This window comes from Pseudomonas sp. P7759 (genome assembly GCF_013386445.1).
Lineage (GTDB): Bacteria > Pseudomonadota > Gammaproteobacteria > Pseudomonadales > Pseudomonadaceae > Aquipseudomonas > Aquipseudomonas azotoformans_A.
On record NZ_JACART010000008.1, the window covers coordinates 36780 to 49538 of the forward strand.

Consider the following 12759-nt stretch of genomic DNA (forward strand, 5'->3'; position numbering starts at 1 on the left):
ATGAAAGCTGTGCTGTGCAAAGCCTTCGGCCCTGCCGAAACCCTGGTGCTGGAAGAGGTCGCCAGCCCAGCGATCAAGAAGAACGAAATCCTGCTGGACGTGCATGCCGCCGGGGTCAACTTCCCGGACACGCTGATCATCGAGGGCAAGTACCAGTTCAAGCCACCTTTCCCGTTTTCGCCGGGTGGCGAGGCAGCGGGCGTGGTCAGTGAAGTCGGGGAACGGGTCAGCCACCTCAAAGTCGGTGACCGGGTGATGGCGCTGACCGGCTGGGGCAGCTTTGCCGAGCAGGTCGCGGTGCCCGGCTACAACGTGCTGCCGATCCCGCCGAGCATGGACTTCAACACCGCCGCCGCCTTCAGCATGACCTACGGCACGTCCATGCACGCGCTGAAACAACGCGCCCACCTGCAACCCGGCGAAACCCTGCTGGTGCTCGGCGCCTCCGGTGGCGTGGGCCTGGCCGCCGTGGAAATCGGCAAGGCCATGGGCGCGCGGGTGATCGCTGCCGCCAGCAGCGCCGATAAACTCGCCGTGGCCAAGGCCGCGGGCGCCGATGAGCTGATCAACTACAGCGAAGCCAGCCTGAAAGACGAGATCAAGCGCCTTACCGACGGCAACGGCGCCGACGTGATTTACGACCCAGTGGGTGGCGATCTGTTTGACCAAGCCATCCGCGCCATCGCCTGGAACGGCCGCCTGCTGGTGGTGGGTTTTGCCAGCGGGCGCATCCCGGAGCTGCCGGTGAACCTGGCGCTGCTCAAGGGTGCGGCGGTGGTCGGCGTGTTCTGGGGTTCGTTTGCCCAGCGCCAGCCGCAGGACAATGCGGCGAATTTCCAGCAGTTGTTCAGTTGGTATGGTGAAGGCAAGCTCAAGCCGCTGGTGTCGCAGGTGTACCCGCTGGAGCAGGCCGCCCAGGCGATCAATGACCTGGGGCAGCGTCGGGCTGTGGGCAAGGTTGTAGTCCAAACCCGCTAACAGACCTGGAATGCAATCCCTGTGGGAGCTGGCTTGCCTGCGATAGCGGTGGGTCAGCTAACACATTTTCTACTGATAGACCGCTATCGCAGGCAAGCCAGCTCCCACATTTGATCTCCAACACTCTCGAGAACTCAAAACGACCCACACTTATCTATTCGCGACATGTTCGTAAGAGAACATGCAATTGCTCTCATTTCCTGTGTTTGCAGATAAGAGGCGATGCTATTTTCGGTAACGAAACTGTAACATTCGCATCCGCAGTCAAAACAAGAAATTTGGAGCTCTTGAATGTTTGCTTTCTTTCGTCCTGCCGCCCACCAGGCGCCCCTGCCTGAAGAAAAAATAGACAGTACCTACCGACGCCTGCGCTGGCAGATCTTCGCCGGTATTTTCTTCGGTTACGCCGGTTACTACCTGCTGCGCAAAAACTTCTCCCTGGCCATGCCCTACTTGATCGACGAGGGTTATACCCGTGGCGAACTGGGCCTGGCGATGTCGGCCATCGCGATTGCCTACGGCCTGTCCAAGTTCCTTATGGGCCTGGTGTCCGACCGCTCCAACCCACGCTACTTCCTGCCCTTCGGCCTGCTGGTTTCAGCGGGTGTGATGTTCATTTTCGGTTTCGCACCTTGGGCGACGTCCAGCGTGACCATGATGTTCATTTTGCTGTTCATCAACGGCTGGGCCCAAGGCATGGGCTGGCCGCCAAGTGGGCGCACCATGGTGCACTGGTGGTCGCAGAAAGAACGCGGCGGCGTGGTTTCGGTATGGAACGTGGCGCACAACGTCGGCGGCGGCCTGATCGGCCCGCTGTTCCTGCTGGGCATGGCCTGGTTCAACGACTGGCATGCAGCCTTCTACGTACCGGCCACCGTGGCCCTGGCCGTGGCGGCATTTGCCTTCATCACCATGCGCGACACCCCGCAATCGGTCGGCCTGCCGCCGATCGAGAAGTACAAGAACGACTACCCGGAAGGCTACGACGCCAGCCACGAAGACGAATTCAGCGCCAAGGAAATCTTCGTCAAGTACGTGCTGCGCAACAAAATGCTGTGGTACATCGCTTTCGCCAACGTGTTCGTCTACCTGCTGCGCTACGGCGTGCTGGACTGGGCGCCGACCTACTTGAAAGAAGCCAAGCACTTCACCGTGGATAAATCCTCGTGGGCGTACTTCTTTTATGAATGGGCCGGTATCCCAGGCACACTGCTGTGCGGCTGGATGTCGGACAAGATCTTCCGTGGCAACCGTGGCCTGACCGGCATTGTGTTCATGGCGCTGGTAACGGTGGCGACCCTGGTGTACTGGCTCAACCCGCCAGGCAACCCGATGGTCGACATGATCGCGCTGTTCTCCATCGGCTTCCTGATCTACGGCCCGGTGATGCTGATCGGCCTGCAGGCGCTGGAACTGGCACCGAAGAAAGCCGCCGGCACGGCTGCGGGCTTCACCGGTCTGTTCGGTTACTTGGGCGGTTCGGTGGCGGCGAGTGCGGCCATGGGCTACACCGTGGACCATTTCGGCTGGGACGGCGGTTTCGTGCTGCTGATTGGCGCGTGCATCTTGGCCATCGCCTTCCTGATCCCAACGCTGTGGCACACCAACAGCGTCAGCTCGGCGCGTTAAGCGCCTGAGCCACCCTTTGCACAACGCTTGAGCCGCGCCTCCAGGTTCTTATCTGGCATGGCGTGGCTACGCAGGGCGTTGACGGTCTGCTCGACATAATCGCGAGTGGTGCCGTAACGCCCGCAAGCGCTTTGCAACACATGGTTCAGCACGATGTCGGGCAAGTTGCCGGCGTAGCTGGGCAAGTGCCGCTCCAAGACGAATCCCAACGCCTGCACCGTGCTGCCATCTTCGAGACGGCAACTGAGCCAATGCGGCCGGTAGGAGGGATAAGGCATTTCGCGCTGCCACAAGGCATAGAGCGAGGCCTCCAGCTGATCTTCCGGCAAGCGGTAGGCAAACCCGCTGCAGGAACCGCCGCGATCCAGCCCAAAGACCAACCCTGGAATTTCCGGTGTGCCCCGGTGCTCGTGGGACCACAGGTACAGGCCCCGGTGATAACCGTGGACCCGTGCCCGCATCCGCTCGGTGGACGAACACTCAGGGCGCCAGATCAGCGAACCGTACGCAAACAGCCAGACCGGCCCACCCTTATGCCGGGCCATGGTGGCCTGCATCGAGCTCATCAATTGTTCGTGAGTGAGTTGCGGCCCAAGATCAAGCCGCGGAGGGTAAGCCAATTGCAGAAGATCGGTTTCAATGGCGGTCATGGCGAATAGCGGGACGCCTCCTGTGTGTTACCAGTTGTAAGCAACTTTACCGTAATAAAACGCGCCGCTGTAACCGTACGGCGAAAAAGTGCTGTAGGCGAGGTTGCCGCCGCTGCTGGCGAAGGCATTGACCTTTTCCGGGTATTTATCGGTGACGTTGTCGCCTCCGAGGGTGAAGGTCCAGTTCTTAAGCTTGTAGTCCGCCGACAAATCCAGCACCCACGCCGCCTTGAAGGTCTGGTCGTTGACCTTGTCGGCCTGGTAGCTGGTGAATTCACCATAGCGCACCAAGTTGCTGTGCAGCGCCCAATTGCCGAAGGTGAAGTCGTTACCCAGGCTCAACTTGTGTTCCGGCGTGGTATCGCCCAGCAAACCGCTTTTCTCACGACGGTCCACCCGCACCAGGTTGGCGCCCAGGCTGTCGAGGATGGCCGGGTTGGGCTTCACGTCGGTGACCTTGGTGTGGTTGTAGTTGTAGCCCACGGTGCTGTTCCAGCGGATGCCGTTATCGAACTGGTAGCGGTAGTTGGCCACCAGATCGACGCCGTCGGTGCTGGTGTCGGTGGCGTTGGTGAAGTAGCGGGCGGTGGTGTAGTTGATGTTGCCCACGCCATTGGCGCGCAGATAAGCCTGGGTGGCCGGGTCCAGGTTGAGGTTCGACGACAGGCTGATACGGTCACGAATATCGATGCGGTATACGTCCACCGTCACGGTCAGGTCATCGGCGGGCTCCAGTACCAGGCCAAGGCTGTAGTTACGCGACTTCTCGGCCTTCAGGTCCTCCGCGCCCAACAGGCGCGCGATCTGGCTGGAGGCCGGGAAAGTACCGGCCTCGCGGATGTCGCTGCCGATCAACTGCGACGAAGTAAACGCGAAGTTCTGCTGAGCCAGGGACGGCGCGCGGAAACCGTTGGAAATGCTGCCGCGCAAGGCCACCTGCGGGGTGAAGTCGTAGCGGGCCGACAGCGAGCCGCTGACGTTGGAACCGAAGTCACTGTAATCCTCATGCCGTACGGCAGCCGAGGCGCTGAGTTTTTCGGTGAAGTTGGTTTCCAGGTCCAGGTACTGCGCCCAGTTGTGGCGCGAACTGCTGCCGGCGTCGGCATCACGGAAACCGCCAAGGCCCGAACTGCCGGTCTGGTAGTAGGACGCTGGCTCACCTGCTTCAATTTCATAGCCCTGGCGCAGGTATTCACCGCCAAAGGCCACGGAGACCGGATACGGCAGGAAGCCCACGTCGAATTCACGGGACAGGTCCAGGCTGACTTGCTTCTGGTCGTTGCTCAGGGTGCCGTTGTCGAACTTGCGTGGCGTGGCCAGGCCCAGGGACGTGTTGATGGTTTCGGTGCTCAACTCGTACTGGTTCTTGCCGTAGTTGGCCGACAGGTCGTAATGCCAGTCATAGGCCAACAGCCCGCGCAGGCCCACCACCAACGACGTGTCTTCCAGGTTGCCCTTGATCAACGGCAGGTAGCCATTGGGATTGAGCGCCGGAATATTGTTGGACGCATTGCTCGCCCGGTAGAACGCCGCGGTCTCGCCGCGACGCTTGCTGTAGCCGCCGAAGGTGTAGAACTCGGCCGCATCATTGAAGGAATATTCCGAGTTGAACTGGAATTTGCCCTCGTTGGTGGCCGGCTCGCCCTGGCGAAACACCTGCTGGCCGTAGGTCGTGGAGCCTACGCTGGCTGAGCGGAAATCCTTGCCGGCGCGGTTGGTGTAATCGTTGTCGGCGCCTTCGGCCGAGAGGTTGATAAAGCCGTTATCACCCAATGCCACGCCGGTGTTGCCACTCAGATTGCGCTGGATGCCGTCGCCCTTCTTGTACTCGCCGAACTTGGAGGAGATCGAGCCGCCATGGTCGGCATGCTTGAGGATCACGTTGATCACCCCGGCAATCGCGTCCGAGCCGTAACGCGCTGAGGCGCCGTCGCGCAGTACTTCGATATGGTCGACCGCCGACAGCGGGATCGCATTCAAATCCGCTGGCGCCGAGCCACGGCCCACCGCCCCACCCAAGTTGACGAAAGCACTGGTGTGGCGGCGCTTGCCATTGACCAGCACCAGCACCTGATCCGGCGACAGCCCGCGCAACTGCGCAGGGCGCACCAGTTCGGCGCCGTCCACCAGGCTTGGGCGCGGGAAGTTGATTGATGGAATCAGCCGCGCCAACACCGCCCCCAGCTCATCGGAACCGGTGCTGCGCAGGGTGTCGCCGGAAATCACATCGATCGGCGACAGCGACGCACTGGCCGTGCGCTCTTGGGCGCGGGTGCCGGTGACGATCACGGTGTCGAGCTTGGGCACATCGGTGGCGGACGTTTCGGCCGCAAAGACTGGATTGAAACCCAGGGCGGTCAGCAAATTGGCCGACAAAATCGCCGAGTACAGCGCGTGTTGCTTGTAGCTCCCCATACCGCTCCCCTTGAATCAAAAACCAGAACGTCGTGCTCTGAGTTCATACGATCGATCCGGCTGGCGGGCGGTGGCGGTCAGTTATTGGTGGTTGTAATTGAGTCGGTAGTCCGTTGCGATATAGCTTAAGGATATTTATGTAACAAATTAAATACCTTTAAAGCATAAGCGAATGCATAAGCAAAATGGCCCATTCGTCAGGATTACAGGGGCCAATCCCGCTACTTTCAGCCCCGGTTCAGCCTGGAAACGTGCCAAGCCGTCAAAATAGGACACAGATCACGACCCACCTAGCCGCCCATCAAACCGACTACCGAGGTCGCACCCATGAAAAAATTCCGATTGCCTGGCCTGCTGTTCCTGGCCCAGGCCACCACCGCGTTGGCGGGCGAAGCGCCGGCCACTGAAGACGACAAGGGCTTCTGGTACGCGCAGACCAGCGTCTACACCCGACACTTCGCGCCCGACCCCGAGCACAATAACAACCAGGACCTGATCGGCCTGGAGCGCAATGAAGCCTCAGGTTTTGTGTATGGCGGGGCGACGTTTCGCAACTCGTTTCGGCAGCGTTCGTACTACGCGTATGCGGGCAAGCGCTACGACATGGCCGACTATCCGGTGTATTTGAAGCTGACAGGCGGGGCGATCCAGGGTTATCGCGGCAAGTACCGCGACAAGATCCCGTTGAACCGATTCGGCGTGGCGCCGGTGATCATTCCGTCGGTGGGCGCGCATTACGGGCCGGTGGCAGCGGAATTGGTGTTGCTGGGGTTCAATGCGGCAATGGTCACCACTGGCGTACGCTTTTAGGGGCGTGGCGCGTAGGCAAACACATCGGCACGCATCTGGTGCGCATCCATGCCAGCCTCGACCAGCGCATCCAGCGTGCCGTAGATCATGGCCGGTGAACCGCTGGCGTAGACGTGCACAGCCTTGAGATCGGTGATGTCTTCGCACACCGCTTCATGCAACAGCCCGCAGCGCCCTTCCCAGCCGCACAGGTCACTGACGACCTTGTGCAGGAACAGGTTGGGCAATTGCAACCACTGGTCCCAATGCTCAATCTCGTAGAAATCTTCCGGACGGCGCACGCCCCAGTACAGGTGCACCGGGTGTTTGAAGCCGGAAGCGCGACAGTGTTCGATCAGGCTGTGCATCTGCGCCATGCCGGTACCGGCAGCGATCAACACCAGCGGCCCATCCGGCAGCTCGGCCAGGTGGGTATCACCAAAAGGCAGCTCGACGCGCGCCATCTGGTTGCGTTGCAGCTGCTCAAGCAAGGTGCGCGCGCTGTCCTCGCGGGCCAGTACATGCAGCTCCAGCTCGCGCCCGGCGTGGGGCGCCGAGGCCAGGGAAAACGCTGACTTCTCGCCGTTCTCACGCTCGATCATCAGGTATTGCCCGGCGTGGTAACGCACCGCCTTGCCGGCCGGCGCACGCAGGCGCACGCGCCACACATCGCCACCCACCTCGACGCATTCACTCAATTGGCACGACAACTTGCGCAACGGCAACTCTCCCGGCGCCAGCACGCCATCCCACAACACAATGCAATCTTCCAGCGGCTCGGCGATACAGGTGTAGAACTCGCCGTGATCACGCACTTCACCAGCCTGCTGCACCCGGCCCTCCACCAACAACGCGGCGCACACGTGGCACACGCCGTTGCGGCAAGCCTGGGGGCATTCGTAGCCCAAGCGGCGCGCGCCTTCGAGGATTCGCTCGCCGGGGACCAGCTCCAGCACGGCGCCGGAAGGTTGCAGGGTTACACGCATCAATCTATTCCCAATTCTTTCCAGATCGCATCGACACGGGCGGTGACGGCTTCATCCTTGACGATCACCCGGCCCCACTCGCGGGTGGTTTCACCCGGCCACTTGTGAGTGGCGTCCAGGCCCATCTTTGAACCCAGGCCTGAAACCGGCGAGGCGAAGTCGAGGTAGTCGATCGGTGTGTTGTCGATCATCACCGTGTCGCGCTTGGGGTCCATGCGCGTGGTAATGGCCCAGATCACGTCGTTCCAGTCGCGGGCATTGATGTCGTCGTCGGTGACAATAACGAACTTGGTGTACATGAACTGTCGCAAAAACGACCACACACCGAGCATTACCCGCTTGGCATGGCCTGGGTACGACTTCTTCATGGTCACGATGGCCATGCGGTACGAGCAGCCTTCAGGCGGCAGGTAGAAGTCAGTGATCTCCGGGAATTGCTTCTGCAGAATCGGCACAAACACTTCGTTGAGCGCCACACCCAGAATGGCCGGCTCATCCGGCGGACGGCCGGTGTAGGTACTGTGATAAATCGGCTTGATGCGATGGGTGATGCGCTCGACGGTGAACACCGGGAAGCTATCGACTTCGTTGTAGTAGCCGGTGTGGTCGCCGTAAGGACCTTCATCGGCCATTTCACCCGGATGAATCACGCCTTCGAGGATGATTTCAGCCGTGGCCGGCACTTGCAGGTCGTTGCCACGGCACTTCACCAGTTCGGTGCGATTACCGCGCAGCAGGCCAGCGAAGGCGTATTCGGACAGGCTGTCGGGCACCGGGGTCACGGCACCGAGGATGGTGGCCGGGTCGGCGCCCAGGGCCACGGAAACCGGGAACGGCTTGCCGGGGTGTTTTTCGCACCACTCGCGGAAGTCCAACGCGCCGCCACGGTGGCTCAGCCAACGCATGATCACCTTGTTACGGCCGATCACTTGCTGGCGGTAGATACCGAGGTTCTGGCGGTCTTTGTTCGGGCCCTTGGTGACGGTCAGGCCCCAGGTGATCAGCGGGCCGACATCGCCTGGCCAGCAGGTTTGCACCGGCAGCATGGCCAAGTCGACATCGTCGCCTTCGATGACCACTTCCTGGCACACCGCGTCCTTGACCACTTTGGGGGCCATGGCAATGATCTTGCGGAAGATCGGCAGCTTCGACCAGGCGTCCTTCAGCCCCTTGGGCGGCTCGGGTTCCTTGAGGAAGGCCAGCAACTTGCCGATCTCGCGCAATTCGCTGACCGACTCGGCGCCCATGCCAAAGGCCACGCGCTCGGGCGTACCGAACAGGTTGCCAAGCACCGGGATATCAAAGCCGGTCGGGTTCTCGAACAGCAGCGCCGGGCCCTTGTTGCGCAGGGTACGGTCGCAAATCTCAGTCATTTCCAGCACCGGGGAAATCGGCATCTGGATACGTTTCAACTCTCCGCGCTGCTCAAGTTGCTGCACGAAATCCCGAAGATCCTTGAATTTCATTAACCATGCCACCCGTAAAATAGGCGTACATCCTACCTGCTATGGCGGCCGCTGGCAGCTTATCGCGGTGCATTTGGGTACAGAGAATGCTTAAAAAACCGGCACAAAAAAAATGGCGCCCCTGAGGGCGCCATTCTTTCGGACCTGAAACGTCGTATTACTTACGCTTCATCGACAGGAAGAACTCGTCGTTGGTCTTGGTGGTTTTCAGCTTGTCGACCAGGAACTCGATGGCAGCGACTTCGTCCATCGGGTGCAGCAGCTTGCGCAGGATCCACATGCGCTGCAGTTCGTCGTCGGCGGTCAGCAACTCTTCACGGCGGGTGCCGGAACGGTTGATGTTGATCGCCGGGAACACGCGTTTTTCTGCGATGCGACGGTCCAGGGGCAGTTCCATGTTGCCGGTACCCTTGAACTCTTCGTAGATCACTTCGTCCATCTTCGAACCGGTTTCAACCAGTGCGGTGGCGATAATGGTCAGCGAGCCGCCTTCTTCGATGTTCCGCGCAGCACCGAAGAAACGCTTCGGTTTCTCCAGGGCGTGGGCATCGACACCACCGGTCAATACCTTGCCGGAGCTCGGGATCACGGTGTTGTAGGCGCGGGCCAGACGGGTGATGGAGTCGAGCAGGATCACCACGTCCTTTTTGTGTTCGACCAGGCGCTTGGCCTTCTCGATCACCATTTCGGCAACCTGCACGTGGCGGGTTGGCGGCTCATCGAACGTGGAGGCAACCACTTCGCCGCGCACGGTGCGCTGCATTTCGGTCACTTCTTCCGGACGCTCATCGATCAACAGCACGATCAGGTGAACTTCAGGATTGTTACGCGCGATGTTCGCTGCAATGTTCTGCAGCATGATGGTCTTACCGGCTTTCGGCGGTGCGACGATCAGGCCACGCTGGCCTTTGCCGATCGGGGCGCACAGGTCGATCACACGACCGGTCAAGTCTTCGGTGGAACCGTTACCGGCTTCCATCTTCATGCGCACGGTCGGGAACAGCGGCGTCAGGTTCTCGAAGAGAATCTTGTTTTTCGCGTTCTCGGGGCGATCGAAGTTGATCGTGTCGACCTTGAGCAGGGCAAAATAACGCTCGCCTTCCTTCGGAGGGCGGATCTTGCCAACGATGGTGTCACCAGTGCGCAAGTTGAAGCGACGGATCTGGCTCGGCGAGACGTAGATATCGTCTGGGCCGGCAAGATAGGAGGCGTCAGCAGAGCGGAGGAAGCCGAAGCCGTCCTGGAGAATCTCCAGCACGCCATCACCGGAGATTTCCTCGCCGCTTTTCGCGTGCTTTTTCAGCAGGGAGAAAATCACGTCCTGCTTGCGCGAACGGGCCATATTTTCTATGCCCATTTCTTCGGCCAGCTGGAGCAGGTCGGTAATCGGCTTTTGCTTGAGTTCAGTCAGATTCATATAGGAATGACGTAATCATTTATGGAGGGGGGAAATTAAGCTTTTGGCTTAATGAGGCCGCGCCGCGGAGAAGGCGACAGGATCGCGTACTAATCGAAAAGGAGTGCGTCGGCGACGGCATGCAGGGGGCAGTGGAGAAACCAGTGCGGGGCCGAATGTACCACCTGAGTTTCGGAGCGTCTAGCCCTGTTTCACGAAAAAGCCCCGCTAATTTGCGGGGCTTTTTTGACGACGCTTAGATGTTCGCGTCGAGGAAAGCTTGCAGCTGAGACTTCGACAGCGCGCCTACTTTGGTCGCTTCGACGTTGCCGTTCTTGAACAGCATCAGGGTCGGGATACCACGCACGCCGTGCTTGGCCGGGGTTTCCTGGTTGTCGTCGATGTTCAGCTTGGCAATGGTCAGCTTGCCTTCGTAGGTGGTCGCAATGTCGTCCAGGACTGGAGCGATCATTTTGCAAGGGCCACACCATTCAGCCCAGTAGTCAACCAGCACCGGGCCAGCAGCCTTGAGTACTTCGGCCTCAAAGGTCGCGTCGGTGACGTGCTTGATAAGATCGTTGCTCATGGATGTCTCCGGATTGTAAGCAAAAAAAACGTGGCCCATCATAGCCGCCCTTCCCCCGTTCAGGAAGCCGCCTCTGATTGAGTCTTGCTATGGTGGTGCATGAGTTTGGGTATAGCCCAACTCACGGCGTGACGGGAGTCACGAAGGCAATGCCTGTGCGCAACGCCGCGTTGCGCACGTGCTCCTGCATGGTTTTCTGCGCCGCCGCACTGGCCCGCCGGGCCAGGGCGCGCAGGATCCGGCGGTGCTCCTGCCAGGTTTCCATGGCCCGCTCCGGCCGGATGAACGGTAGCTTCTGGCTCTCCAGAAACACCTCGGCGCTGGCACTCAGGATGCTCACCATCGCCTGATTACCGCTGGCCAGCAGGATGCGCTGGTGGAATTCGAAGTCCAGCCGTGCGGCCGCCTCGAAGTCGCCGGCCTTGAGTACCTTGCGCATGGCCTCGACGTTGTCTTCCAGGCTGTCCAGCTCATCGAGGGTCAGGGTCACCGCCGCCAACCCCGCCGCGAACCCTTCCAGCGCATAGCGCAACTGGAAGATATCCAACGGCGTGGCCTGGGCCGCGAAGGGCCAGGCAAACCCCGGCGACTCCTCGGCGGCCTGCACGAACACACCCTTCCCAGGCTGTACGCTGACCACACCCAAAGCGCTGAGGGACGACAACGCCTCCCGCAACGACGCCCGGCTCACTCCCAACTGCACCGCCAGATCCCGTTGCGACGGCAAGGCATCGCCCGGCCCGAAACCTTGCTCCTTGATCAGTTTGCGGATGGCCTGCAGGGCCGCTTCCGGTACGGCTTGGGCGATGGAATTCATAGAAAACTCAAGGTTCCAGACAACTGAGCGGCTAGTTGTAAAGCTATTCGCGGCCGACGGCAAGCCACGCCCCAAAGGGGCTCGCGAGGTTTTGCCGGCGCTCGAAAAGGGTGCGAAAACCGCTGCAACTGTTCAGACCAGTAAGACCACCGCAACTCAACAAATCCCTGGCTTGCAGGCGTTCTTCAGGGTGATGGCATGGGCTGTGCACTGAGCAAATCCAGAAAATTCCTTCGCCCTTCTCGGAGAGTTGCCATGACCAAGCGCTACAGCGCCCTGCTTACTGCCCTGTTTGCCAGCCTGATGCTGGGCCAGGCACCCGCCCAGGCCAACGGTCTGGACGACATCGTCGCCCGTGGCACCCTCAAGGTCGCCGTGCCCCAGGACTTCCCGCCATTCGGCTCGGTTGGCCCCGACATGAAACCCCGCGGCCTGGACATCGACACTGCCAAGCTGCTGGCCGACGAGCTCAAGGTCAAGCTGGAACTCACCCCGGTCAACAGCACCAACCGCATTCCCTTCCTCACCACCGGCAAGGTCGACCTGGTGATCTCCAGCCTGGGCAAGAACGCCGAGCGGGAAAAGGTCATCGACTTCTCCAAGGCCTATGCACCGTTCTACCTGGCCGTGTTCGGCCCGCCTGAAGCCGCCATCAGCAGCACCGACGACCTCAAGGGCAAGACCATCAGCGTGACCCGTGGCGCCATTGAAGACATCGAGCTGACCGCCGTGGCGCCCAAGGAAGCCACGATCAAGCGTTTCGAAGACAACAACTCGACCATCGCCGCCTACTTGGCGGGCCAGGTCGACCTGATCGCCAGCGGCAACGTGGTGATGGTGGCGATCAGCGAACGCAACCCGAAACGCGTGCCGGCGCTGAAAGTGAAGCTCAAGGACTCGCCAGTGTACGTGGGCGTGAACAAGAACGAGCCGGCGCTGCTGGAGAAGGTCAACCAGATACTGGTCGCGGCCAAGGCCAATGGCAGCCTGGAGAAAAACGCACTGCAATGGCTGAAAGAGCCACTGCCCGCCGATCTCTGAAACGAC

Annotated in this window: 11 protein-coding genes; 4 read left to right on the top strand and 7 right to left on the bottom strand. The window is 60.5% G+C overall.

Annotated features, from left to right (window positions below):
* Together HX823_RS10995 and glpT are read left to right on the top strand one after the other, a co-directional pair.
* Positions 1 to 978 carry an NADPH:quinone oxidoreductase family protein gene (locus HX823_RS10995; protein ID WP_177074878.1) on the top strand — a complete coding sequence of 326 codons (978 nt, stop codon included), beginning with the start codon at positions 1 to 3 and terminating at the stop codon, positions 976 to 978.
* A 291-nt stretch (positions 979 to 1269) separates the two neighbouring features.
* Positions 1270 to 2607 (top strand): glycerol-3-phosphate transporter, encoded by a 1338-nt coding sequence (glpT, locus tag HX823_RS11000; protein WP_177074879.1) that lies wholly within the window; start codon positions 1270 to 1272, stop codon positions 2605 to 2607.
* Here glpT and HX823_RS11005 read toward each other — a convergent pair.
* The gene (locus HX823_RS11005) at positions 2604 to 3257 is read right to left on the bottom strand and encodes a gamma-glutamylcyclotransferase (RefSeq protein ID WP_177074880.1); all 654 of its coding nucleotides are present in this window, start codon (positions 3255 to 3257) and stop codon (positions 2604 to 2606) included. The two genes, glpT and HX823_RS11005, sit on opposite strands and share 4 nt — an antisense overlap.
* Before the next feature lie 27 nt (positions 3258 to 3284).
* Entirely contained in the window at positions 3285 to 5672 is a 2388-nt protein-coding gene (locus tag HX823_RS11010) for a TonB-dependent siderophore receptor (protein WP_177074881.1), read from the bottom strand.
* Between the two features lie 327 nt (positions 5673 to 5999).
* On the opposite strand from HX823_RS11010, the gene HX823_RS11015 reads away from it, so the two are divergent.
* Positions 6000 to 6482: a hypothetical protein gene (locus HX823_RS11015; protein ID WP_038843202.1), complete on the top strand. Its 483-nt coding sequence runs from the start codon at positions 6000 to 6002 to the stop codon at positions 6480 to 6482.
* Here the strand turns inward: HX823_RS11015 and HX823_RS11020 are convergent.
* The 5 genes from HX823_RS11020 to HX823_RS11040 form a co-directional block, all read right to left on the bottom strand.
* Positions 6479 to 7447: a CDP-6-deoxy-delta-3,4-glucoseen reductase gene (locus tag HX823_RS11020; RefSeq protein ID WP_033897532.1), complete on the bottom strand. Its 969-nt coding sequence runs from the start codon at positions 7445 to 7447 to the stop codon at positions 6479 to 6481. The two genes, HX823_RS11015 and HX823_RS11020, sit on opposite strands and share 4 nt — an antisense overlap.
* Complete coding sequence (ubiD, locus tag HX823_RS11025; RefSeq protein ID WP_003176824.1) at positions 7447 to 8913, bottom strand: 4-hydroxy-3-polyprenylbenzoate decarboxylase; 1467 nt, start codon at positions 8911 to 8913, stop codon at positions 7447 to 7449. Before ubiD ends, HX823_RS11020 begins: the two co-directional genes overlap by 1 nt.
* 157 nt (positions 8914 to 9070) lie before the next feature.
* The gene (rho, locus tag HX823_RS11030) at positions 9071 to 10330 is read right to left on the bottom strand and encodes a transcription termination factor Rho (protein WP_016973082.1); all 1260 of its coding nucleotides are present in this window, start codon (positions 10328 to 10330) and stop codon (positions 9071 to 9073) included.
* A 235-nt stretch (positions 10331 to 10565) separates the two neighbouring features.
* Complete coding sequence (trxA, locus tag HX823_RS11035; protein ID WP_015886460.1) at positions 10566 to 10895, bottom strand: thioredoxin TrxA; 330 nt, start codon at positions 10893 to 10895, stop codon at positions 10566 to 10568.
* Positions 10896 to 11016: 121 nt separating this feature from the next.
* The gene (locus HX823_RS11040; RefSeq protein WP_016978955.1) at positions 11017 to 11712 is read right to left on the bottom strand and encodes a FadR/GntR family transcriptional regulator; all 696 of its coding nucleotides are present in this window, start codon (positions 11710 to 11712) and stop codon (positions 11017 to 11019) included.
* Positions 11713 to 11967: 255 nt separating this feature from the next.
* Between HX823_RS11040 and HX823_RS11045 the strand changes: the two genes are divergently transcribed.
* A complete protein-coding gene (locus HX823_RS11045; RefSeq protein WP_177052627.1) occupies positions 11968 to 12753 on the top strand; it encodes a transporter substrate-binding domain-containing protein in 786 nt (261 codons plus the stop codon).
* The last annotated feature ends 6 nt before the right edge of the window (positions 12754 to 12759 follow it).